This window comes from Paenibacillus glucanolyticus (assembly GCF_037333485.1).
GTDB lineage: Bacteria > Bacillota > Bacilli > Paenibacillales > Paenibacillaceae > Paenibacillus_AQ > Paenibacillus_AQ glucanolyticus.
This window is the reverse complement of record NZ_CP147845.1, coordinates 631734-653540: the sequence shown is the minus strand read 5'-3', so window position 1 is coordinate 653540 and position 21807 is coordinate 631734. Positions and strand designations below refer to the sequence as shown.

Annotated in this window: 29 protein-coding genes; all 29 read right to left on the bottom strand. The window is 49.1% G+C overall.

Going from position 1 to position 21807, the window contains the following annotated elements:
* Positions 1–285, bottom strand: a complete 285-nt coding sequence (locus WDY75_RS03030) for a hypothetical protein (RefSeq protein WP_063477890.1) — start codon at positions 283–285, stop codon at positions 1–3.
* Entirely contained in the window at positions 282–872 is a 591-nt protein-coding gene (locus WDY75_RS03025) for a putative phage tail protein (protein WP_063477891.1), read from the bottom strand. The genes WDY75_RS03030 and WDY75_RS03025 overlap by 4 nt, the downstream gene beginning before the upstream one ends.
* Positions 865–1944 (bottom strand): baseplate J/gp47 family protein, encoded by a 1080-nt coding sequence (locus WDY75_RS03020; RefSeq protein ID WP_063477892.1) that lies wholly within the window; start codon positions 1942–1944, stop codon positions 865–867. The genes WDY75_RS03025 and WDY75_RS03020 overlap by 8 nt, the downstream gene beginning before the upstream one ends.
* Complete coding sequence (locus tag WDY75_RS03015) at positions 1937–2341, bottom strand: DUF2634 domain-containing protein (protein ID WP_063477893.1); 405 nt, start codon at positions 2339–2341, stop codon at positions 1937–1939. Before WDY75_RS03015 ends, WDY75_RS03020 begins: the two co-directional genes overlap by 8 nt.
* A complete protein-coding gene (locus tag WDY75_RS03010; RefSeq protein WP_063477894.1) occupies positions 2338–2709 on the bottom strand; it encodes a DUF2577 domain-containing protein in 372 nt (123 codons plus the stop codon). The genes WDY75_RS03015 and WDY75_RS03010 overlap by 4 nt, the downstream gene beginning before the upstream one ends.
* Position 2710: 1 nt before the next feature.
* Entirely contained in the window at positions 2711–3688 is a 978-nt protein-coding gene (locus WDY75_RS03005; protein ID WP_063477895.1) for a hypothetical protein, read from the bottom strand.
* Positions 3685–4350, bottom strand: a complete 666-nt coding sequence (locus WDY75_RS03000) for a LysM peptidoglycan-binding domain-containing protein (RefSeq protein WP_063477896.1) — start codon at positions 4348–4350, stop codon at positions 3685–3687. Before WDY75_RS03000 ends, WDY75_RS03005 begins: the two co-directional genes overlap by 4 nt.
* A gap of 11 nt (positions 4351–4361) precedes the next feature.
* On the bottom strand, positions 4362–6911 hold the full coding sequence (locus WDY75_RS02995; RefSeq protein ID WP_063477897.1) for a phage tail tape measure protein: 2550 nt from the start codon (positions 6909–6911) through the stop codon (positions 4362–4364).
* Between the two features lie 54 nt (positions 6912–6965).
* Positions 6966–7526, bottom strand: coding sequence for a hypothetical protein (locus WDY75_RS02990; protein ID WP_063477898.1), 561 nt, complete (start codon positions 7524–7526; stop codon positions 6966–6968).
* A 235-nt stretch (positions 7527–7761) separates the two neighbouring features.
* Entirely contained in the window at positions 7762–8169 is a 408-nt protein-coding gene (locus WDY75_RS02985) for a phage tail assembly chaperone (RefSeq protein WP_063477899.1), read from the bottom strand.
* A 62-nt stretch (positions 8170–8231) separates the two neighbouring features.
* A complete protein-coding gene (locus WDY75_RS02980; protein ID WP_063477900.1) occupies positions 8232–8699 on the bottom strand; it encodes a phage tail tube protein in 468 nt (155 codons plus the stop codon).
* Between the two features lies 1 nt (position 8700).
* Positions 8701–10032, bottom strand: a complete 1332-nt coding sequence (locus WDY75_RS02975; protein WP_063477901.1) for a phage tail sheath family protein — start codon at positions 10030–10032, stop codon at positions 8701–8703.
* Position 10033: 1 nt separating this feature from the next.
* Positions 10034–10243 carry a hypothetical protein gene (locus tag WDY75_RS02970; RefSeq protein WP_063477902.1) on the bottom strand — a complete coding sequence of 70 codons (210 nt, stop codon included), beginning with the start codon at positions 10241–10243 and terminating at the stop codon, positions 10034–10036.
* Complete coding sequence (locus tag WDY75_RS02965) at positions 10236–10664, bottom strand: DUF6838 family protein (RefSeq protein WP_063477903.1); 429 nt, start codon at positions 10662–10664, stop codon at positions 10236–10238. The genes WDY75_RS02970 and WDY75_RS02965 overlap by 8 nt, the downstream gene beginning before the upstream one ends.
* A 4-nt stretch (positions 10665–10668) precedes the next feature.
* Positions 10669–11088, bottom strand: coding sequence for an HK97 gp10 family phage protein (locus tag WDY75_RS02960; protein ID WP_063477904.1), 420 nt, complete (start codon positions 11086–11088; stop codon positions 10669–10671).
* Positions 11088–11459 carry an ABC transporter ATP-binding protein gene (locus WDY75_RS02955; protein ID WP_082834258.1) on the bottom strand — a complete coding sequence of 124 codons (372 nt, stop codon included), beginning with the start codon at positions 11457–11459 and terminating at the stop codon, positions 11088–11090. The genes WDY75_RS02960 and WDY75_RS02955 overlap by 1 nt, the downstream gene beginning before the upstream one ends.
* Before the next feature lie 3 nt (positions 11460–11462).
* Entirely contained in the window at positions 11463–11843 is a 381-nt protein-coding gene (locus WDY75_RS02950; RefSeq protein ID WP_063477905.1) for a hypothetical protein, read from the bottom strand.
* Between the two features lie 5 nt (positions 11844–11848).
* The gene (locus WDY75_RS02945; RefSeq protein WP_063477906.1) at positions 11849–12145 is read right to left on the bottom strand and encodes a hypothetical protein; all 297 of its coding nucleotides are present in this window, start codon (positions 12143–12145) and stop codon (positions 11849–11851) included.
* Positions 12146–12195: 50 nt separating this feature from the next.
* A complete protein-coding gene (locus WDY75_RS02940; RefSeq protein ID WP_063477907.1) occupies positions 12196–13248 on the bottom strand; it encodes a major capsid protein in 1053 nt (350 codons plus the stop codon).
* A 22-nt stretch (positions 13249–13270) separates the two neighbouring features.
* Positions 13271–13627, bottom strand: coding sequence for a hypothetical protein (locus tag WDY75_RS02935; protein ID WP_063477908.1), 357 nt, complete (start codon positions 13625–13627; stop codon positions 13271–13273).
* A 6-nt stretch (positions 13628–13633) separates the two neighbouring features.
* Positions 13634–14281, bottom strand: coding sequence for a phage scaffolding protein (locus WDY75_RS02930; RefSeq protein WP_063477909.1), 648 nt, complete (start codon positions 14279–14281; stop codon positions 13634–13636).
* A 116-nt stretch (positions 14282–14397) separates the two neighbouring features.
* Positions 14398–14673, bottom strand: coding sequence for a hypothetical protein (locus tag WDY75_RS02925; RefSeq protein WP_063477910.1), 276 nt, complete (start codon positions 14671–14673; stop codon positions 14398–14400).
* 54 nt (positions 14674–14727) lie between these two features.
* The gene (locus tag WDY75_RS02920) at positions 14728–14889 is read right to left on the bottom strand and encodes a hypothetical protein (RefSeq protein ID WP_156515026.1); all 162 of its coding nucleotides are present in this window, start codon (positions 14887–14889) and stop codon (positions 14728–14730) included.
* Positions 14886–16502 (bottom strand): minor capsid protein, encoded by a 1617-nt coding sequence (locus tag WDY75_RS02915; protein WP_063477911.1) that lies wholly within the window; start codon positions 16500–16502, stop codon positions 14886–14888. The genes WDY75_RS02920 and WDY75_RS02915 overlap by 4 nt, the downstream gene beginning before the upstream one ends.
* Complete coding sequence (locus tag WDY75_RS02910) at positions 16499–17992, bottom strand: phage portal protein (RefSeq protein WP_156515027.1); 1494 nt, start codon at positions 17990–17992, stop codon at positions 16499–16501. Before WDY75_RS02910 ends, WDY75_RS02915 begins: the two co-directional genes overlap by 4 nt.
* 13 nt (positions 17993–18005) lie before the next feature.
* Positions 18006–19289 carry a PBSX family phage terminase large subunit gene (locus WDY75_RS02905; RefSeq protein WP_063477912.1) on the bottom strand — a complete coding sequence of 428 codons (1284 nt, stop codon included), beginning with the start codon at positions 19287–19289 and terminating at the stop codon, positions 18006–18008.
* The gene (locus WDY75_RS02900) at positions 19270–20142 is read right to left on the bottom strand and encodes a phage terminase small subunit-related protein (RefSeq protein WP_063477913.1); all 873 of its coding nucleotides are present in this window, start codon (positions 20140–20142) and stop codon (positions 19270–19272) included. Before WDY75_RS02900 ends, WDY75_RS02905 begins: the two co-directional genes overlap by 20 nt.
* A 313-nt stretch (positions 20143–20455) precedes the next feature.
* On the bottom strand, positions 20456–20671 hold the full coding sequence (locus WDY75_RS02895; protein WP_063477914.1) for a hypothetical protein: 216 nt from the start codon (positions 20669–20671) through the stop codon (positions 20456–20458).
* Between the two features lie 133 nt (positions 20672–20804).
* Complete coding sequence (locus WDY75_RS02890; protein WP_231887946.1) at positions 20805–21740, bottom strand: DNA cytosine methyltransferase; 936 nt, start codon at positions 21738–21740, stop codon at positions 20805–20807.
* Positions 21741–21807: the final 67 nt, after the last annotated feature.

Genomic DNA, 21807 nt, shown 5'->3' with positions numbered 1-21807 from the left:
TTACTTTGCCTCCTTCACTTCAATCGTCTGTAGCATCAAATGATCTGCCACTATTGGGACATTTACCAGATCGGATGTCAACACATTATCCGCCGCGTCTTTCAGCTCGACCAACGTGATCAGCGAGACTTCCGCCACTGGCACGATGTAATTGAGCGCAAGCACGTTATCCGTAACCGCCTTGACCTCAAAATCCGTGATAGTGTAAGTTCCGTTGATGACCACCTTTGCGACACAGCTATTGACGTATTCCGCAACACCATGTAAAAGGCCAGCTGTTATCATTTAATCGACACCTCCGGTCCATAAGAAAGAAACGGCTTTTCCCCAAGTTTCCACGTTCCGTCGAGCTTATAGTTCCAAATCATTTCCTTCATCTTCAAATGACTTTTCAGTTCAATCCCGCCTTCAAGCGCTGTGTTTTGCTGGTAGACCATGTTCGCCGGCTTGATCGTCTCGATCGTGTGGAGAACCTCGCGGAAAACGCTGGCGTTATCAATGTTGGCCGTCACCGTAAGCAAACGTTTTTCAGGATCACGGGAGACGATAGTCATTCCAGGTCCGACCAGCATATCAAGCTGCTGCTGCAGGTATCGGATGGTAAACGGCGGCTTCGTCTGATAGCGGTTCAGGATGCGGCGACGGCGGAAATCCAGCGTTTCCGTCGCCGGGTCCGCCTGGATGCCCAGCATTTGCTCCCTCCGTTTGATAGCCTGTAGTCCGGACGTATCAACAAATTGGTCATTAAAGAGTTGGTCTACCGCGCCCTGGAGTAGATCCAGTTCAATTGTCTCCGTTTCGTCGAGCTCCACGAAATCCTCGATCTCTCCAAAAAAGTCAGGTAAGTGTATAAGGATACGACTATCAGCCATGGATCAACACCGTCCCCATCTCCGGCACCTCATCGTTGCCCAGCGTCAGATTGGCTGCCGATCCATTAATTAACGTGCCGGTGACGTCCTCAACGCCGGTGACTGCCAAGATGCGTGCATCGATCTGTGCGCTCCTTACAACCAGCTGCGCTTGATTGGACCAGTCCTTGCGGAGCTCAAGCAGATAGGATGCGATGACAGCCTCAACGTCTGCCTGGATCTGGCCTGGTGTTACTCCATTCGCTAGGGTCAGAGTCGTCTCGACATTGATCGTAATCCCGGCCACCCCCGTGATCGTCACTATATGATCAATTGGCGCCTGGCCGACACCCATTCCTTGGTTGACGGTAGGGTCTATAATCGTTTGTACCTCGTTAACCAAGGTAGGAGAAGGCGGCTCCCAGTCAGCGGCAATGATGGTGCACTTGACGGTGCTCCCGCCCTGCCAGACCGGATAGACCTTGGTCGCCCCTACGCCGGGAATGCTATTGACACGCTGTTTGTAATCGGCAACGTTACCGCCAAAAGCCGGTTCATTGACCGCTGCATAAAAGCGTTCGCGCAAGAGATCGTCCGGCTCCTCGTCCTCACCTGGGACTAGCACTTCAACCAGCTCCGCCCTGGCCAGATTAGCCACGTAGTCAATCGGCAAGAGTGTCCCAAACTGTTCATTGCCGACCGTGCCCGGTGTCTCGCAGGCCATTTTAAACGTTCCGATGCTGATCTTTTCCTTAACAAAAAAGGTTAGATCGCCTATGGCGTAACGGCCGCCAAGAGGCACGTCCATAAGTGCATTGGCCGAGTTATAAAACATTCCCTTGCGCTCAACCGGTGACGCCCCAGCTCGGTTAACGCCGAATTCCGCTGTATTCCGGCTCAGGTACTCTCCGCTAGCCGTATCCACGAATGATAGATTGTAGTTGACATCCAGCTCGATATACATTTGCGTCAGCTCGGCCGCTGCTGGCGCACAGGCATCATAAATGACACTACCTTCCCTCTTATCAAGCGTATCTGGGACCCGGGAGAGCATTCGCTGCAAAATAAAGTCATAGGTCATGTGCTCATACAATTCGGCTCACCTCCTGCTCAAAACTGCCGTACACTGTCACTACTGTAAATCGGATGATAATCTGATCGCCGTTGATCACGGCTTCTACGTTGTCCACAGCCTCGATTCGGTCATCAGGCAAAAGCGCCTCCTGGACCATCCGAGTCGCCTCAGACTGAACGAATTCGGGGCTGCTACCCAGCAATAACGTCAGCTCATGCCCATAGTCAAAACTATAAATGTCGTACCAAAAGCGATACGTCTGGAAGACCTTAAAGACCGCCTGCTGGATGGCGACAAGCCCGTCGGTTTTGCCGATGATCCGCCCTTTATCAAAATCAATGTGCCAGGTAAGGGAGGGCTGTGGCCGATCCTCCAAGGACTCATCTAGCAGATTTTCGTCTGTTTCTGGGATCATGCATCCACCACCCTGTCCAAAATAATGAATTTCTGTCCACCCTGGACCCTCATCATCAGCAGCTTATCGCCTACCTTCAGCCCTCGGCGGATGACGATAGGTTTAACCGGCAGGGCGGACTCGGTTTTTTTCGTGCTGGATCCGGTGCCGGTGTCATCTGTATACTCATGGTCATGGTGAAAATCTATTTCGAAATGAATTAAGGATTCCGGAACAATCAAAAAATCCGCAGGAAGCGTAAACCGTTGATCAACGTTTACCTCCAGCGGATCTGCACTGCTCACCGTACCGAACATGACCACGGTTGGATTCCCCGCAGCCACTGCACTTACAGCAGCTTTTTTTAATGTATTGAGTAGATCTGCCATCTTACACCACCCTTAGATCTAATGACATGGTATGGGCAGCTCCATCAAAATCGTGCGAACATTCATCAACCAATAGGGCCTGATCGACGCCGTATTCAGATATGACGATTCGGACGCGCATACCCGCACGCACACGAATGTCACCCAAGGCGTTCACCTTCAGTGATTTCGTTTCCCGGTTTTTCAACGTCGCCAGTTTACTTAGTAGTGCATTAATCTGTGCCTTGTTCATGTCTTCGTCTACAGACTCATAGAGCTGCAACACACCCCAGCGCTTAATATTGGCGCTGTCCTTGGCCATATAAATCTCGCGCTTGCCGGTCTTCTTATTATCTTTGTACAGCTTAATCTGATTATAGGAATCGCTATCGATAGACCGTTTGATCTCATAGTCATACATCAGGCTGCCGTCACCGACAATCAAATCCAACTCCACATCATTGATACCGCGCAGGCACAACGACCCAAAATCATCATACAAGCAGTAGTCTCGACCGGTGTTTGCATAGGTAATGGTTATTCCCTTGCAAACGATGTCGAGCATCTTCTGGCCATCCTCGGACATCGTCAGAATTTTGTATCCTGTATCGACTACGCTCCCCAGTTTCAAGTTGAAATCTTTCGCGATCCGCTGTAGGATCTCCGTGGCCGTCACCCCTTTAAAAACGTAAGTGTCCGTATTCATGAGATAGCGGATCTGATCATACGCCGTGATGGTGACCGCCTCGTCTCGGCCCTCGTCAATGCTGAAAATGTAACCGTGGAAAATGTTTGTTTTATCGACTCGGATCCGCACGATATCGCCGTTGTTGTACGTAAAATCGGATGATTCAAACGGGGAGCCTTTAACCATCGTGAAGGAGACACTGCCAGCCTTGCCGATCCGGGATGTCTTCCAGCTTAAGCCCTCAACGATTTCGCTTACATCCCACTCATTACCGGTGCCCTGCCGATTCAAGATTTTCACATCCAGCGTCATGGCAACTTCAACACCTTCCCAATCGGAAGCCGCTTAAGTTCGGCGTCCTTGATTCCGTTAAGCTGCTGGATTTCCTTCCAGCGCGCCCCATTCCCAAGCTTCATCTGTGCGACTTTCCATAGGCTGTCACCAGCAACCATGGTGTACGTCTTCGGCTGCTGTTTGTCATTCGGCCGAGCCGCCGCTTTCTTCTTCTGGACGCGGCCGCCTCCATTTGTCGATTCCTTAACAATTTTCCGGGCCGCGTAAAATACGTATTTTTTTAGCTGCAGCGTATACTCGATATCCCCGCCGCTGCCAGCAACTTCACGCCAGGTAAAAGACTCAATGCTGGCTGGTGTGTTGATGTCATAGGTGTCCGAGGTAAAAATAAAGCGAATGGGCCGTTTGGTCGTCATCCACTTTTCAATCATCTTGATATACTCTACCGGATGCAGCAGATCATCTGTAGTTACAAAGGGGTACCATTGGGCCGGGAATAGGCCACTAAAGCCATAGGTTGTCAGCTGTCGATCTTTGATCACGTTAATCTCCCCTAGGCCCACCACATCGTAAGTACTGCCTTTCCCGGTTTCGCCGACTTCCATTTCGGAGGGGTTAATCGGTAGCTGCAGCACCTCTTCCTTGTTGTTGTAACTCAGTTCAACTCCATATACTCGCATTACCATCCTCCTTACGTATACGCGGCATCAACCGAGGAAGCAATATCTTGCTCCAACTTCTCCGTAATGTGGGCAACAATGGTATTAATATCGCTTTCGTTTCGGACGTGTGTGTCACCAAAGCTGATCGATGGCTGTAGAGTAACGTTGTTCTGGATGTTCTTCATCTCCGCAAGCTCCCGCAGCATCTTGAGATCCTCGCTGGAAATATCCACTTTATCCTTGATTTTATCGACCTGGCCCACCTTGCCCACTTTGCCAATGTCCTTGTCTCCCACGCCAATAGTAGGCAGCTGCGGAGTTGTTACCCTGCTTGGTAAGCTTGAACCTGACCCTGGAACGCTGCCTAACTGCTGATTTTTCGCGGCCTCCGCTGCTTGTTTAGCCGCTTCTTCTGCAGCTTTTTGCGCCGCCTCCTGTGCAGCCTTTTCAGCGGCTTCCTTAGCACGCTTGGATTCACGATCACCCAAAAACTTCTGGACGTTCGCTTCGCGTTCAGCTGCTTTGCCTGCTGCGTCTTGCTGCATTGACTCCAAGTTTGCAGCTCTTGACTGTCTCGCTGCTTCTGCCTCAACTGCAGCGTTTCCGGATAGTTCTAAATGTCCAAGTGTGTCAATGGCTAGACCTGGAACAATATTTTTAAGCTTCTCAATCAGCCAGTTAATCCGATCTATGACCCCATTGGCCATTGAGTCCACGATTTTAAGGGTTTCTACTTTCGCCCAATCAAAAGCCGAGGCGATTCCATTACCGACCCATGTGAAGAAGATCGGTATCTGATCGAAGAAGTTTAGGATCCCGTTCCAGGCTCTCAAAAACCCAGCTGCAAACTCGTCATTAGTGTTCCAAAGTGTAATCAAAGCGGTGACGATTCCAATAAGAAGCATCGCTACAAGAACATAAGGATTTGCGCTCATGGCTGCGTTAAAAGCAATTTGCGCTAGCTTAGCGACTTGTAGAGCCAACGTTATACCTTGAGTCATCAACCAGTAAGCGCCTAATGCGGCAACAATCCCCCATACAATCGGACTGATCCCTGACCAATTCTCGACGATTGTATTCGAAAGCCAAAGGGCATTCTCAACAAGTAAACCAATCAACTCTAGTGTAAATGTCAAAACATTAGACAACCCATCAAAGAACGGCTGAAATTTCCCTGCTTGAAACGCATCATTAAGCATTGTTAATAACGGAGAAAGTGCCTCGACAGACCCACGCCCAGCCTCAGCAAAGCCCAAGGCGAAATTGCGTTTCAATTGTTCCATTTGGAATGCTCCATTGTTTTGTAAAGCTTCCATAGCTTTGGCGGTCGCTCCTTCAAACTCTCCAAGACCTTTTTGCCCTGCTGCCATGGCCAGAATTACTGAGTCTTCCATATCCTCCCATTGGGTGCCGAATAATTTGACGCCAACTGTATTTCTGTCTAGCGCATTATCCATATTCCCGAGAGCTAGCAATGTAGCTTGATAAGCTCGATTTGCCGAGTCACCTCCAGCTGCAATATCTGCTGCCACCTGGTTCGCATCCAGCCCGAGGGCTTGAAGACCTTCTCTACTGGAATCAGAGAGGTCCTGAAGACGAATAAAGCTTTCCTTCGCAGCATCCCCTACCTTGTCTAAATTCCAGGCCCCCTCTTGGCTCGCCGAAATGAGAGTTGAGAACATTTGTTCCGGTGACATGCCGAGACCTGCGAAGTGAACAGCATATTCGTTGATGGTGTCCAACATATCGTTGGCGTAATCCCCGCCTCGCTGGAATCCTGTAGTAATGAGGTCAAGGGCTTGAGTCTCGCCCAAGCCTTCAAAGTTAGCCATAAGCGTCCGCGTTACTTTGGATAACTCTTGGATGTCGGTCTGTCCCTTGGCTACTTGCTGAACAGCATACGCAGATTCGGTATACGCCTTGGAAGCTTCTTGAGACAATCCGCTTAGGTTTTGACGTACAGTTGCCATATCGTTATTGACCATTGCAAGGGACTCGCCCCACCCAGCTGCCCAAACTCCTTGAACCTGTTGGGCCATCATAGCCGCTTGCGTATCATCAATGCCAACTTGAGCTTGAAGGGTGCCTTGTAACTGTTGTTGCTCCATTGCGCCCCCTACAGAGCTATTAACAAGGGCACCAGCGCCTAGAACACCTGCTAGCGCTGCAATAAATCCACCGGAGCCAAGGATAACTCCTCCTCCGTCTGAACCCCCGTTCCCTGAAGATTGCTGGTTCTGTGATTGTATAACATCAGCCAATCGGTCAATTTCTGAGCGTACGCGATTGATTGGACCATCAAGCCGCCCTATGGCGTTGGTAACTTGCGTCGTTACATCTATTTCAACTTCACCAGTAATGGTGCCTAAACGCCTTGATACCTCCTGGTTTACCTGTCGTGCTTCTTGCATTGCCTGGGAGGAGTCCAAAGTGACATCAATATCAGCATGCGTTGGTCGCTCTACTACTCGTCTCAAATTTTCCATAGCGGAGATAGCTGTATTAGTCTGACGAATTGCTGCCTTGAGGGGGCCACTAAAGTTAGTCATCATATTCAGATGGGTTGCAATAGTCGGCACTGGATAACCTCCTTTACCAACAAAAAAGACGCCTTAGCAGGCGTCTTTAACGATTTATAAATCAATTACTTGACCGTACGATTTCGAGGATAATTTATCATTCACTGCCTTCGTGAAAGAGGTAAGACGCGTAATGTTTAAATCATCCTGAAATGTTACCCCTTTTAATTCCCCACTGGCATCAACGTAGTTAATGATTAAATAAAAGCTTTTTCCACCTTTCTTTTTCTTTTTATTTTTCAATCCAGACATCCCACCAACAATAGTCCCCAAACCAGGAACCAATAAGGTACCCACAACAGCTCTTCCTACAACGCTCCGATCTACATCCTCAAATTCCTGTTGGCTTTTTGTAACAAAAGCTCTTACACGTTCAATTGGAATTCTGAAGGTAGATTTATTAGCCGCCTCAACTTGAATTTCATTATCAAATGCAAGTACATTACATGCTTTATCACCAATCCCTAGACCTTCGATATGTTTACAAACAACACCATCGTAAGCTCCACGGCCTATAGCTTCTTGCTTGATCTTCTTGTTTTTCCTTGCCTGATTCACAAGAACGACTATAGCTCCGATAAAAATCGCAACTATGAAAAGCAATAACCACACCATTATCACGCTCCTATATACATGGGAATATTTACCCATATCGTACATCATAATGGTTAATAATTCTATTTTTTTCTTCTCTTTCTCGCTTCTTTTTTCTCCTTATCAATTCGAACCGAAATCATAGCATAAACCACAGCCCGTTCCCGGACCGTCATCGCCATGAGTTGGTGTGGAAGAATATGCAGCTCATGGAGGGCGTAGTACGCATAATTCGCGTCAGCATCGCCCTCATTGATTAGTTTTTTACCTCTTCCACCAGGTCATTCATCGCTACATCAAAACCGCTCAATTCGTTGATTTTTTGGACCAACGTGGAGAGTTCGCCAGCCAGCAGCACCTTTTGAACATAATCTTCCGGAGTTGCCACACCGAGCTTTTTAATAGATTCGGCATTCCGAAAATCGGGACTGACTGTATGATTGATCGCAATGCTGAGATTAAATAATTGATTATCAAATTCAACCTTCTTGCCCTTTTTGATTTGAGTCGCTTTTTTTCGGATGTCCTCAAATTCACCCGGGGTCATGGCTTTAATCGTGAATTTTAAGGGATTCCCTTTCTCGTCCTTAAATCGCGGAGAGATAGACACATCTTCAGTTAAGTTGTCCACCGGGTTAGCATTCAGAAAGTCTTGCAGGTTCATATATCATCATCCTCCATATTTTAGAATAAGAGTGGCGCAACCTTATCGGCTGCGCCTTTTTGTCATCTACCTGTAATTTCGCTAAATTGATCCTGAATATCGTAATCATGGAACGTGAACGGGATTTCTTCTTCTAACATGTCATCGCTGGTGGCATCAAATTGTGCAGCGACTACGCTGTCCACGTTACAGCCAATCAGCATAGCCGTTTGCTTTCCTGTCGAGCTGCCTGGCTGCTCATTGGTGACCATCAAGTCAAACCAAAAGTCCTCGCCGGTCTGAATGTATTTGCGCATAAGTTGACGAAATACAGAACTCACATAGTAAACCGTCATCGTCCCTGTTCCAACCCATCCTGCGGATCGCTGCGGTGTATTGGTCTTGCCAAGGACTGGGACGTCCACTTTATTTTTTTCAATAGTCGATTCAAGCGATTTTGCATAAAATAATTCCAAAACGCGACCATCGATAGTCGCATAAGCTTTCGCATACTTACCACTAATTGCGTCTTGTTCGCGGAAAAAAGCCATCTTATACCACCTCCACAGTCATGTAGATTTTCTCGATGCTGTCTACCGGCTGGATACTCAGCTCAACCAGTACAGCGTCCACATCAGCACCTGGTGCAACAGCAATATCGGTTTGACTGTCAAAGTTCTGGATCGCGCCAAGCCCTTGCAGGGTATTCAGGTAGGATACGATCTCTGCTTTCAGCAATGCGCGGCCATCATCGTTGTTGGATACCTTTCCAATGTAGAACTGATCAAAAATCCGCTTGATATCGTTACCCAAACTATCCAGGACCCGAATGACCCGATTCTTCGAAAAGGCCCTGCTGCGATCTGGCGTGAAGCTCGTCAACGTGTTGATATCCTGTTCGATCACTGCAGCTCCGTTTGTGGCCGTGATGACCAATTCACCGTTTTTGAGAGCTGTGATCGTCTCACTGTTGGTCAGGCGAGGAAAAGCATCAACGGCGTTAGGAATGGCCGCATAGGTGAGCGACTCGTTCACGTTGGCCGCTGCCTGCATCGCTGCGATTTCCCACAGCAGCATTTCAGGTGACACCTGCAGCCCGTCAGAAGTGATAACACCGTTCCGCAAGCTGATAATACCCTCGTAGTCTGCCGTTGCATAATCTACCAGTACCGCTTGGATTTTCTTTCCTTCCTCTTCCCGCTGCCGACGTACGTAAGCCGCGGTCAGCTGCTTGCTCGTCGAATCATCCAAAGGAACACCCAAGACATTGAATTGATACGCTTCGAAGGCGCTAAGGGCTGCCGAGAAATCTGCTCCGCTGGCGGTCCCGTCCGTCCCCCCGGCAAGCTTCACACCAGCTGTTGTTGTCAACGCGCCTGAACCGGACCAATCGATAAAGACGCTCGCTTGCAACTCTTCGATTACGGTAACCGTCTGTAAATCGACCTCTTCGCCATCCAGGAGTGTGATGACATCAAACGCCGCCGGATCATCGATATTGCTCTGTATCACAACCTGCAGGTCGTTCCCTCGGCTGCCGCCCCACTTGGCAGTTGCCGTCAAGGTCCCTTCCGTTATTTTGGCTTTGACTGCGCCAGATCCGCCGAGACGGTACAGCAAAACGGTACTAGCATTATTCACAGCTGAGGTAATATGACGGATACGCGGATCTGTTGCACGGAAACCGACGAGCTCAAGAGATTTATCCATAAATTCCGAAGCTTCCAGGACAATCACGCCTGCAGGATCCCCCCAAGGCAGTGCCGCCGGATATGCCGCGATTCCCCGGTCGCCCAGGGAGCCGAGCGGCTGCGGGCGCGCCTTAAAATTGATATAGGTACCCGGTCTGACTTTGTTTTGTGTTACCCATGTTCCTCCTGCCATCTTACTTCAACTCCTTTCTCAGATACGTCTCCAGTGCTTGTTTAGCCTGGTTGTCTGTATAACTCTTTCCATCCTCCAGTACGGCAGCTAAGATGTCACGCTGCGCTGGAGTATATCGGCTTGACACCAAAAATTGCGCCTTTTCGTACGCCGATTCAGCTAATGGTGCAGAAGCGGGCACAACCACTTCCTTTTCCTCTCGCTTACTCATTTACATTTCCCTCCTGTACGAGTGTCTGCATCTTTGGATCGTCTGGTGGCTGCTCCCAGACAAGCAGACTATACGTCACAAAGAAATGCAGCACATCATCAATGATATGAAAATTCATGCCTTGGCCTGTCCATCCCCGGCTGCCAACATTGATCCATTTAAGGGCCGATGTCAGCTGCTCAGCCATCGTGTACATTTCCTCGTTGGTCCGCGTCTGGGCAAAGTATCGAATCACGAAGGGATGATCCCGGCGGTATCGGCAACCAAGCTCTTGCGTATGGGCCGGTTCTAACAAGCGCACAAAAAAGCGAGGTGGATCAAGATTCTGCTTGATCTCTTCGCCGGATAGGGGAATGTCTGGGAAGGCTATGTCCAGGGCAGCGTGCACCGCATACCGCACAACATTATAGGTTATCTGCACGGCACTACCTCCTGATATATTTTTTGAGAAATTTATCAAGCTTGCGCTCCAGGATCCAGGGTATTTCGCGCTCCAGCTTTTGAGCGGAAAGGGTCATCATGAACCGTCCCTCCACCCATCCTTCGTGATTCGGGGTCCGATGGCCATATTCAACGTAGGCCGAATAATAAACAGGGTTGAACACCTCGATCTCAGCTCCCCCGTCTGCCGTCATTATCACCTGCCCGATTGTCCAACTGCGTCGAAGATCCCCGCCGTCTGCCGCGTCTCGGACTGGCGTGCGGGGGACAACCTCGGCCAACAACCGGTTCGCCAGCTCGGCCACACACTCCCTCACAAACCCCGGCCAAGCTTTTTTCATGGCTTTGAGATTGCCCGAAAATTTAACAAACTCGGAAAAATCAAAGCTCCCGAGCTTCCCCATTACGCCCAGTCCTTTGCCGTCAGGTTTATCTCCTGGTGTGATTGATAAGGCGGGAACGGTTCTCCGGCGCTATACACCGTTGCCCGGCCCGTTGCCACTCGCGTCACGCTGATTAAATCCCCCTGCTTTATTTCTAGTTCCGGAGCTATAAACAGTTTGGCATCATATTGCAGAATGTTAGCATCCTCACCCTGGCCGTTTTTTGCTAGTCCGGTTTGTGACAGCTTGCAGGGCTGATTCAGGTATACCTCTTCAAGCACCTGCTTTTCTTCTTTGGTTTTCGGGTCCTTCACGTAGACATGCCGGCTGATCGTGGCGCGGTACTCATACATCTGTTCAATGGCCTGGCGGTACTCATTATGGTCGATCAAAGGTCACCACCTCAGCTTTCGATAGTGGTTAAGGTCAATCCGGTAATCAAAGACTACTTGATCCATAACGGCCACGGTCGGCCTTGGAGGGGCAACTGGTGTCACCAAAGACGTCTTGACCGATGTATCTCCAATTGATACCTCCTGCGCCTTAACCTGCTCAGGCAGCGGGAACAATATCTGTCCTTGTTCCGCAGACAGTGCAGCTGACGCCATCGCAGCCCAAGTGTGTAACAAGCCATCGGGAATCCGCTGTTGATTGATATCGTGCCGGATCCGCTGACCAAGCTCCTCAATGTATAATTCTGCAAGCGACTTGTGGGTATCGTTCTCCAGCCCCAATCGTAATTTGACAAGAGGCCATACGTCAGGAGCGGTAATCATCCGCACTACTCCCCTAGCGGTCGAATTGCTTTGGCTTGTAGCAATTCATTGAAAACATCCTCCGGCAGATTTACCTTTTGTTCTGCCTGATATCGATCACGATTATGGGTGCAGTTTGTCAGAAACACTGCTCGGATCGTTTTCTTTTGTTTCGCTGTTGGGGGGGATCCATCTCCGGATGCAACTGACGGATTTTGTGCCGGCTGTGTTTCCGGAGTCGGGGCAGGTCCTCGGTTGCCCTCCTCGACCGTCAGTTCGGTTTGCACTTGATCAGCTACTGTATTTTCGTTTTTCTTTGCCACATTCATTCTCCTTTCTAGTCAAAAGAAATAGGAGAGGCTGATGCCCCTCCCTATACTGCCACTCTCGCAATAAACACTGTATCCATGGTCTCGAACGATGGAAGTACGATCTCGGAAACGATCGATTCTACGTTAACCGGGTGTGGCTCCTTAATCGTGGTAATCGCTACACCTGTGTTGACAATGGATACCTCAGCGGACGTTGCACCGGCCATCAAATCTGCCTCTTCCGGCGTTGTGCCATACCAAGTGGTTCCGAGGTTTCCGTCCGGAATCAGTGTAAAGAAGTCGTCCGGGAAGAATTGATGTGTGGTGCCATCCTGTAGTGCGTAAATTTTGTTATACACAGAAACCCTAATTTTCAATTTGTTGAGCAGATATGCTCGCAGCAGTTCATCCGTCATAATAATGTTTTGGCCGCCGACTGGGTTCATGTCCAGCCGAATAGCCGGGTGCTGCATCAAATAACCCCATGTTTTCTCCGTACAAATCGCTCGGGTTATCGTGGCGCCAGTGTCCTGATTGATGATCCGTTTCCAACGCTGAATGTCTTCAATTGGTACGCTGTTTGGATCGGACCAAACGGCAGAACCGGCTAGGATTTCTTTGTGACTTCCCGCAAATCCATAATTGTAATCGTAGTCCTGGCGCGTTTCATCCGATGTGATACGGATTAGCCCACTCGATAGGAGTTGCATGATCATCCTTTCTGGAATAACCTGAGCACCGGCTACAAGCTGTGCTCGATCATCAAATATCTGAGTCAATAACGGCATGATATATTGGTCATTGGTATTATCCTGAAGACGAAGCAATTCCTGACGATCTTTTTCTCCAAGCCTCATCGCTTCACGGAAAAACGGCATCTCCGTTTCAACTTTCTTGAAGCCGATCCGGTCACGGAGCGTAGCTTTGGCATCGAATGCGGACGGTTGCAGAGACACCGGGACGCCACGGGCTCCCTTGATCCACGACAGATCAAGTCCGAGTTTCTTCCGCGCAGGGAACAGGGTTGCTCCGAGGTAAGGAATGTTATTGCTTGGATTGTTGGTGACATACGAGGCAATGGCTGACGCTGTCACATAATCAAAAATGCTAGGCATGTAAATTGCTCCTTTCCGCCAATTAGGCGATGAATGTAATTTGTTTGAGGGCCCCTATTGCTTCTTCGGTCGGCGCTTCCGGCAACTTCTGCAGGTCAACGAAACCATGAATCGTCAACGCCCCCGGTGCCGGTCCGTAGGTCACGTCCACGTCATAAAACAACACACCTTCTGCAGTACTACCATTCGCTTTGGTAGCCAACTTCGAGCTATCTGTTAGTACGCCACCACCCATAATAGTGCCGGCAGGTACAATCTTTTTCCCGTCAGCATTGGCAGTTATGCCGGTGTTATCCACGGTCATTGGCATGTTCACGTAATGATCCGGGAATTTGAGGATTTCTTTCCGGTTGCCATAATCGGTCTGTACAAATTTCATTCCTTATCACTCTCCAAAATAAGATTTTTGTGCATCACTCGTTGCCGCATTAGATTTCGCAAAGTCCGCGATGCGTTTTCCGAAGTCAGCCGCCTTGTTGTCGCCGGATCCCCCACCGTTTCCTCCCCCGCCTCCTTCAGATGGATTTGCCCCGCGGAATTGGAACTGACCATTGCCTTTGTCTTCAGGGACAAACAAAAAAGCCTTGCTCGTCTGCAGGGCTTTGATCTGGTCGTCCAATCCAGCTGTAACATTCCCATTGTCGTCCAACTGGATCAGATCCGTGTTAAGCAGTCCCGTTACAATATCAGGATCATGTACTTTGCCAGCAAGAGCCAGCTTGACTGCCGTGCTGAGCTTCAACGCTTTGGCTTCGGCCTCATACTTTTCCTTGGCCGTCTTGTTGTCTTCTTGGAGCTTTTGGATCTGCTGCTTAAGTGCATCTGCATCGCCGCTGGATTTCGTTAGGTCCTCCAGTTGCTTATCTCGATCCGTCACTTCCTTCTCTGCTTTCTTGCGGGCATCGACGACATCATTATATTGCGACTTCGGTACGAAATGTTTCGGCAGCTCCTTATTCACGTCACCGATCAGGGCGTCAATCTTCGACTCATCAAACCCAGCGTTCTTCAACAACTCTTTTAACCAATCCATTTATCATCAGCCTCCATAGATTTTTATAGCTGCTCTCCAGCTAAGGGGAGCCGGTCGATATACTCCGACCGCGAGTAGGGTAATACATAGGCCCCAGCAGTCTCATCCGGAGCCCGTCAACTTTCAGTTACCATGAGTTCATATTCTAACTCCAGCGCTTCTTTGGTGTAGACCCGAAGAAATCCATCTGCCTCTTTGACTATGCACTCGCCTAGTTTGGCTACTAAGACGCTGTAGGCACCACGAATCACCCGGAGTTGCTGCACACCATCGCTGGTGTATTCCACAGATATCGGTAGCCCTGTAAAATCAATAATTTCCTGGTGATTATCAGGTGTATTAATGAATTCCAGGACCTCTATATAGACACTTTTTTTATAACGTTTCGGCATGTGGCACCTCCCAAGACATAATAAAAAGACACCCTCGCCTAAGCGTGAATGTCTTTATTTGTCTTTCTTTATAACTCCCTTTTTCCGCAGAAACTCCTGGGCCATCTTGCTATATTTCTCCTCTTCCTCCTCCGTGATATCCCGATAGCCAATTATTTTCGGCTTCGATGTATCATTCCAGCGTGAATCAGAGAACATTTTTTTCTTTTCACTCATTGTTCCATCTCCCTCATGAAGATGTAATAAACACCATTCAATTGTTCCATCTTGACGACCTCGAATCCGAAATTTCTCCAATACAAAACTTCTTGTTCCCCCGGATTGTACAATGTGATGTCGCGGCCTTGTCGAGCCCCTAAAATAATCATTTGAACCTGTCCGTCAGGATTGTATATGGCCCCAGCTGTTGTCGAGATGTATTGAGGATATTGTACCACGGCTCCAGGCCTGACGTCTGCCATGAACTCTTCGAGGGATTCCTCCGAAGAGAAATGCAGAGACCTCGAAACATCCCCTTCGTATGGCGGTAATTTATTGAGAACTTTATCCAACTCCTCAATCCACTCCATCTCCCTGCTTTCAAGAGGCTGCCCGCGGCGAAGCTTTTCGTTTAGAACATAAGATTCCCCGCCAATATACCGACTTACCGCAGCTTCTTCACCACGAGTTAGCGGCATCGGCTGTTTATCATTCGTTCTCAGCAGCGTTGCGGGGTCCTCCGGTGCTGTTGTTTTGACCGCCGACGGAGTCACCGGCTCCGGTTCTGCCGCCCTAGGCGGCTTCTCGGCGTCTTTGGGTGCATGCTTGGCCGTCCAATCCTTGTAAGTCATGTTGGAAGAGACACTGTAGGTCTTCCCACTGTTCCCTCGTGCAGCTCGCTCCCCAGGCCCTGTCTCGACTTCATCATCAAAGGAAGGAATGGTGGTCGATCGGCAATAGGCGTGAAGTGGGGGATAGTTGACTCCAGGCTTTGCCTCTGACAAGAGGATTACTTCACCGTCCATTCGTCGGCACTGAGCAGACGTCCGCTTGTCCAAAGTCGCTACGAATTTGTAGGCCTTAACCCATTGCTGCTTATACCCGTCAATCCGGGACTGGCCGCTAAAGTACGCAGATTCCGTTAGGATTAAGCGTTCGGCCACAGTCTTGCTAACCCCCATGCGTTTGGCAAAGTTGGCGATCACCTTACCCGATGGCTCGCCGCCTATTAAATCCTGCTCAAGGACCGTCTGCAGCTCTGACAATAGCTTGTCTCGTTCCCCCCAGATTCGAGCTGAGAAATTCCGGCCATCGGGGGCCCAAGGCTTTGCTAGTACCTTGTCAATCTGACGGGCATCGAGTTGCGCAAATGGCACGCCCTCTCCGACACCTCGCTGTACCTCGAAGATACCTTTGTAATATCCGTCCTTGTAGATTTCGCCTAGTACTTCGGTTGAACCTTTAACTCGCCGGGCAGACAGCAATTCGACTTCCTGCTGCAGCTTTGTTTGCAGCTCCTCTAACCGGGTGATATGGACCTTGGCACTGGCGTTCTCAAGCTGTTTCATCCATCGCTGATCGATAGCATTTTCCTGGCCAGCCTTAATGTAATCATCCACCGTCCAGTAAAATTCCTTGAGCTCATTATCCGTCAAAAGCTTACGGGCTTCTGCCATGGAAATTTCATTGTTCTTTGCCAATCGAGCATACCAGTCTTCCGTTTCCTTTCTGATACTGGTCATAGCTTTATCAAACTCAGCATTCTGAGTTTTGATGTAGGCTTCTCCCTTTCGAAGTTCAGCCTCGTTCAAATCCTCCATCCGGCGCGCCCAGTAATCTTCCGATTTCATTCATCATCGCCATCCTCACTGGTAGCATCAGGCGTTGTATTCGGTGGAAGCCCGCCATAAGCGACCATGCGCTCAAGAGACTCCTCTTTTTGCTTCTGAATTCGCTCCAGCTCAGCCTGAACAGCTCGAACCCAAGGATGTTGTGCAACAAGCGTTTCGTCTGACAGAATACCAATACTGTCTTTTATCCCACGAATGATGCTTTCCTCATCAATCGGCATATCTCGGTTGAAGACAAACTCAACATCCTCTTCACTGTAATCAACCTCTGTTGTGTTATATAGATGCGTATCGACGAACCACCGAAGCTGCTCAAGCGACGCCTGAAACTCGGTCTCCATGAGACTGGCATCGAGATCAAGATCCGAATATAGAAACTTTAAGGCGATTCCAGAGGGCGCGCTGCCAATATCCACGCCTTGCGTGTCAACGCCTCGGCCGAACTCATAAATGTCCTTGCGGGCCTGTTCCATATGGGTCTTGTAGGTTTCAACACTGAGCGCCAGTGACAACGTATCAAGATCACCATCTCCATCTACAAAGGCGGTTCGGAATAGCGCAAGATTTTTTCGGAACTCCGCTGGATCTGTCCCGCTGTAATTTTTGACCTTGTAGATCGATTCCGGCAAATCCTCCAGGTTATTGCTATTGTCGGATTTGTTGCGGTCGTAGTCATCGACCAGAGATTTAATGATCTCGACAAGGGGTTGCTCTTCCTCGTTGTATTTCCATGCTATGAAGGGGACGCGTTCCCAATTCATCGATTGTTCCTGACCACCAGTAATCACCGAGAAATGGGATCCGACCGGCCCAGCTTCCACATCTGGTACAAAGCCAGTTCCATCCACTACATAACGGCGAACACCCTTTGTATCCCACCATTCAATTTTCCGGACAGTCTTACGCTGTAAACCCTCGTAAACGATCACTTCATAGTCCCTGATGACCGCATCCAGAATCGTATGCGCCTCGTCAGCCCAAAGAGGAATGATTTCCTTTGAATGCATCTTTCGAAAGGAAAGATCACCCTCTTCGTTATAAAAGACAAACCACCAAGCAATTCCTTTATTAACAGCTTCTTTCCCAGTGGACTGCATTCGGCGGTACATTGCGCTGTCAAAAACCTCATCCCATGCATCGGCATACTTTGGGTTGTCTGTTTGAATGCTGAGCGGCTTCCCGAGTAGATAACCAACCTTCTGGTCAACCAATTTACGCACAAACGCATTAGCCAGCTTGTTATTGGCTAAGTTACCGACAGGTTCTTTTGCGCCACTAGCTCCAATCGCTGTTCGCTGCCGCTCCAATATGTCCGTTTTATTACGGTAATAGAGTTCTCCAATTTCCATCCATTTCCGCTTAGGGGAGGTCCTCCATCCGCCAATCTCAAGCTGAATGATTTGCTCTAATGTAGCTGCCGTCTGGGCACCGCGAATGATAATGTCTTCAATTTCCTTTTGATATTCATCTGTCGGCCACAATAATGACACGATATTCCTCCTTTCACGCTTGCCCCGGGAAGAACACTCCGCCCCGACGCTTCACGATGGTATGAACAAAATAACGATCACCGTCCATTTGGTGATCGTTCTCTTTGAGCGGCTTATCTTCGCCGCGTGCAGCTGTTTTCTCATCCCAAACATAGGAGCTGAACTCCCGGAATGTCTCTTTACAGCAGTCATTGTACTTGATTAGTCCTTCAACTAATGCTGAAGCCACGTCACGGATCCCATTTACAACCTCATTTGCCGCCTTGATAACACGCAGGATGCCACGCTTCTTAATGGCCACAATAAAAGAAGCTGCCGAAGGGTCGATAATGATTCCCTTAATCGGCAGCTTGCCTACAAACTCTATGAGATCATCGCAGTATTCCTCGTCCGTTTTCTGCCTACTACGCGCCCGGCCATCGTAGTGATACTCTTTGACCTTGTACCAGATACCTTGACTTTGGCCCCACAGCCCGAATGTGGTCGGATTCTGAGTACCGTAGTCGCAACTGACATAATACTGCGTGTACGGCCGTTCCTCAGTCGGCACAACGTGCTTGTCCTTGTCAAACATGTCGTAAATAACGCCTTCGGCCAACACCCATAAGCCAAGAATGTACCGCTTATAGAATACGCCACTGAACAGCCGGCGGTAACCATCTTTGATCTTTTCAGATAACGACAGGTTATCATCCATCGTAAAGTGCAAATGAAGCACACGTTTCTCAACAGCCTGATCCAGCCATTCAACCTTGAACCAGTGATAAGGCCCAGCTGGGTTGCAGTTGAACCAATATTTCCGACCTTCAACAGAGCAGCGCGCCACCGCCTGGTTAACGAACGACTGCGGCATCAGGGCAACCTCATCGAAGAACATGCCGGCCAGCGTGATCCCTTGAATTAAGTCCTGGCTTCGCTCGTCCTTCCCACCAAACAGGAAGAAGTAGTTCGCTATCAGCCCGCGGCTGATCGTCAGGACGTTATCTGTCAGGTTGTCATGAACGCTGTATCCCCGACTCGTTAGCATTCGCTTGAGCGGACCAATAACGTTCCGACGCAGCGCGCCTATGGTCTTGCCGGACATGCCAAACTGCTCGCCGTTAAATGTCTCCATTGCCCAGAACACATAGCTAAGCGACATGGCGACCGTCTTGCCAGCCCGGACCGATCCATCGCATATCAGGCCGTCTTTGTCATGATGTGGGCTTTCTTGCATCCACCAAGTTAAGACTTGGATCTGCTTCTCTGAAAAGGGTCTCCATTTGAAAGGTGGCGGTTTAAGTTTCAGTCTTGCCATCCGCCCACACCTCCACTGCTTTTCCTCTTAATGCTTGGATGAATCCATCATCCTTCACATCATCCGCTTCTCCGCCACGTAACATTTGAAGCTCGAATTTCAGCTTTTCAATGCGGACCTGCCGTTCTTCATCCAGTAGCTTGTTCTTCAGTTCAATGGCCTTCAGTTTTTTGTCCTGGACTCGAGTCAACGCTTCTTCCAGAGCGATGATGTCGTCAATTTGACGGAATGTCTTTTCCTCAATCTCGGATTCTACCAGCTCCGTGCGCGTGACGGGAATCGTCTTAGTCAGACCGGATTTCTCATCGTGCACCGTCACGGCTTCCTTTACCGACTTGAGCTCATACAGAATCCGTCGTTCCTTTTCGGTCAGACCGTTGGTCAGTCGTTTGATCCGTAGCAACATCCTACGTTCGCGGATCTCGAATTTCATAATAGCTTCATCCGCCTGCAGGATCGGGTCCGTATCAATCAGATCGATGAGATCCAGCTCATCATCTTCCAAGGCATCAAGCCAAATCGTTTCATACTCCCCCGTGGTAACGGCCTTCTTGTTTCTTGGCGGTCCTCCAGACCCGCCCTTATTGCCTACTGCTCGTTTATTACCTGCAGGTGCTCCGCTGCGATTACCGACAGCGTTCTTGTTCCCTCTGGGAGCGCCACGTTTTTTTTGTTGTACAACATTCGAATCAGTTTGTTGTACAACATTCCATTTATCCCTTTGTTTCCATACAGCTATCTTCTTTTCGTCCACACCAAGCTGTTCGGCAATCTGACGATTCGTTATATTTCCTCCGTGCTCTTGCCATAACTCATAAGCATGATCACGGTTAGGATCGCGTGCTCTAGCCATGCTACACCATCACCACCCCCAACAAAAAAATGGACTTCGGAAGTAAATAATTTAAAAACAAATATAAGGTAACCCCATAGGAAACGGATATTATATATATCCAGATATTCAAGGAGGTGAAAATGTGAAACCCTTAAATGTTATTATCTTCTGTGGAACTTGTAGTGAAGACACTCTCCATTCGCCCGAGAATATAGCTCATCAGGGCCCTCATCCTGGGGAATGGACGGGAACTTCTCGATGTCAAAAATGTGGAGATGTAAACAATATGCCGGTAACTGTTCATCCTGTGTTTTAAATCACATTTTGGTTTTTAAAAGTCATCCTTCTGCAGCTCGATGTCAATCTCGATCAGTTTCTTCAGGTCATCCACCGTCTTGATCTCAATCCGGCCCTCTTGAAAGTCCTTCACCCACTTGGCAATGCCTGCCTTGACGATCTTCCGGTATTGCTCCTTGCTCTCGAGGATACCTTCCATGACTGCGAGCTCATGCTGCAGAAGCAGTTCTTTATTCTCAGGTGTTCCCATTGTCGTTCCCCTCGGCTTTCCGTTATGATGGAATGCGAGATAGCGGATGTCTGCAAAATGCCACGCGTGGCGCGCCGCTATCTCAGCCGGGGGATACCCTGGTCCAAGGGGAGGACGTTAGCGCGTCCTCCTTTTATTTTGCCTTAAACCATTGAAGATAGATCTGCTCAGCAATCCGTTGCATCATCACAGGGGGAACACTCATGCCGCATACATATTGAACGTCAGCATCCATGAAATCATAGTCGCTCGGAAAAGTCTGCATCCGAATGATATCCGTATCAGAGATGTGTTGTGGTACATCATCCCGTAGGAACACTGATGAGCTAGCAAGGGTGTTCGCAACCTTCTGATCCTTAATCAGTATAGTATTGAAGTTGCTGATTTTACCCTCTTCTCGTCCTGTAACATCCCCCATGTTTAAATCAGGCGGGCGCTTCTTGTACCAACGTTGGAGAGTCTTGCTTCCAGATGTAATAGGTGATCCGATCCCACTCCGAACGTCTCTATACAGTATAGGAGGTTCGTTAAACTCCAACCTCAGTTCAGGGAAGGACATATCCTGTCGAGACGCGATAAAGAAGACTCTCTCACGCTTCTGGGGTACTCCCATCGTTGCTGAATTGAGCAAGAAAAGCTGGGGTCTGTACCCCATGCGTCTCATACGCGATAAGACCAGGCTAACAAATCCCCGAGCCTTGCCGATCAGCATGCCTTTAACGTTCTCTGCCATGATCACACGGGGTCGGAGCTTATCGGCCACATCGAGGAAATCAAAAAACAGATCATCCAGCTGCTGCACTGCCTGCCCTTCCCTAAAGGCATATTCGCCACCCCATTTATCTTCCCGAGCGCCTGCCGTGGAAAATACACTACAAGGTGGCGATCCGTCTAATATATCCAGATCAAACAATTCCGCCGGCAGTTCACTATTCGGCATTCCTTTGAATTCCTGTATCGGAATCAAGAACGGGTGTGGTGGATTATGGTTGCGGCGGTAAATGCGCATCATCTGCGCATCAATCTCTACATTACCCAGCATCCGGTACCCAGCTCGCTTATAACCCATCGTTGACCCCCCGCCACATGCAAAGCAGCTGAACACTGTGTGACCGTGTTGCTGGACGTTTACCAAG

Excerpts from the sequence above, each read along its gene's own strand:
- WDY75_RS03030 (WP_063477890.1), bottom strand. The coding sequence starts at position 285 with ATGATAACAGCTGGCCTTTTACATGGTGTTGCGGAATACGTCAATAGC.
- WDY75_RS03025 (WP_063477891.1), bottom strand. The coding sequence starts at position 872 with ATGGCTGATAGTCGTATCCTTATACACTTACCTGACTTTTTTGGAGAG.
- WDY75_RS03015 (WP_063477893.1), bottom strand. The coding sequence starts at position 2,341 with ATGATCCCAGAAACAGACGAAAATCTGCTAGATGAGTCCTTGGAGGAT.
- WDY75_RS03010 (WP_063477894.1), bottom strand. The coding sequence starts at position 2,709 with ATGGCAGATCTACTCAATACATTAAAAAAAGCTGCTGTAAGTGCAGTG.
- WDY75_RS03005 (WP_063477895.1), bottom strand. The coding sequence starts at position 3,688 with ATGACGCTGGATGTGAAAATCTTGAATCGGCAGGGCACCGGTAATGAG.
- WDY75_RS03000 (WP_063477896.1), bottom strand. The coding sequence starts at position 4,350 with ATGCGAGTATATGGAGTTGAACTGAGTTACAACAACAAGGAAGAGGTG.
- WDY75_RS02990 (WP_063477898.1), bottom strand. The coding sequence starts at position 7,526 with ATGGTGTGGTTATTGCTTTTCATAGTTGCGATTTTTATCGGAGCTATA.
- WDY75_RS02985 (WP_063477899.1), bottom strand. The coding sequence starts at position 8,169 with ATGAACCTGCAAGACTTTCTGAATGCTAACCCGGTGGACAACTTAACT.
- WDY75_RS02980 (WP_063477900.1), bottom strand. The coding sequence starts at position 8,699 with ATGGCTTTTTTCCGCGAACAAGACGCAATTAGTGGTAAGTATGCGAAA.
- WDY75_RS02975 (WP_063477901.1), bottom strand. The coding sequence starts at position 10,032 with ATGGCAGGAGGAACATGGGTAACACAAAACAAAGTCAGACCGGGTACC.
- WDY75_RS02970 (WP_063477902.1), bottom strand. The coding sequence starts at position 10,243 with ATGAGTAAGCGAGAGGAAAAGGAAGTGGTTGTGCCCGCTTCTGCACCA.
- WDY75_RS02960 (WP_063477904.1), bottom strand. The coding sequence starts at position 11,088 with ATGGGGAAGCTCGGGAGCTTTGATTTTTCCGAGTTTGTTAAATTTTCG.
- WDY75_RS02950 (WP_063477905.1), bottom strand. The coding sequence starts at position 11,843 with ATGATTACCGCTCCTGACGTATGGCCTCTTGTCAAATTACGATTGGGG.
- WDY75_RS02940 (WP_063477907.1), bottom strand. The coding sequence starts at position 13,248 with ATGCCTAGCATTTTTGATTATGTGACAGCGTCAGCCATTGCCTCGTAT.
- WDY75_RS02935 (WP_063477908.1), bottom strand. The coding sequence starts at position 13,627 with ATGAAATTTGTACAGACCGATTATGGCAACCGGAAAGAAATCCTCAAA.
- WDY75_RS02930 (WP_063477909.1), bottom strand. The coding sequence starts at position 14,281 with ATGGATTGGTTAAAAGAGTTGTTGAAGAACGCTGGGTTTGATGAGTCG.
- WDY75_RS02925 (WP_063477910.1), bottom strand. The coding sequence starts at position 14,673 with ATGCCGAAACGTTATAAAAAAAGTGTCTATATAGAGGTCCTGGAATTC.
- WDY75_RS02920 (WP_156515026.1), bottom strand. The coding sequence starts at position 14,889 with ATGAGTGAAAAGAAAAAAATGTTCTCTGATTCACGCTGGAATGATACA.
- WDY75_RS02915 (WP_063477911.1), bottom strand. The coding sequence starts at position 16,502 with ATGAAATCGGAAGATTACTGGGCGCGCCGGATGGAGGATTTGAACGAG.
- WDY75_RS02905 (WP_063477912.1), bottom strand. The coding sequence starts at position 19,289 with ATGGCAAGACTGAAACTTAAACCGCCACCTTTCAAATGGAGACCCTTT.
- WDY75_RS02900 (WP_063477913.1), bottom strand. The coding sequence starts at position 20,142 with ATGGCTAGAGCACGCGATCCTAACCGTGATCATGCTTATGAGTTATGG.
- WDY75_RS02895 (WP_063477914.1), bottom strand. The coding sequence starts at position 20,671 with ATGGGAACACCTGAGAATAAAGAACTGCTTCTGCAGCATGAGCTCGCA.
- WDY75_RS02890 (WP_231887946.1), bottom strand. The coding sequence starts at position 21,740 with ATGGGTTATAAGCGAGCTGGGTACCGGATGCTGGGTAATGTAGAGATT.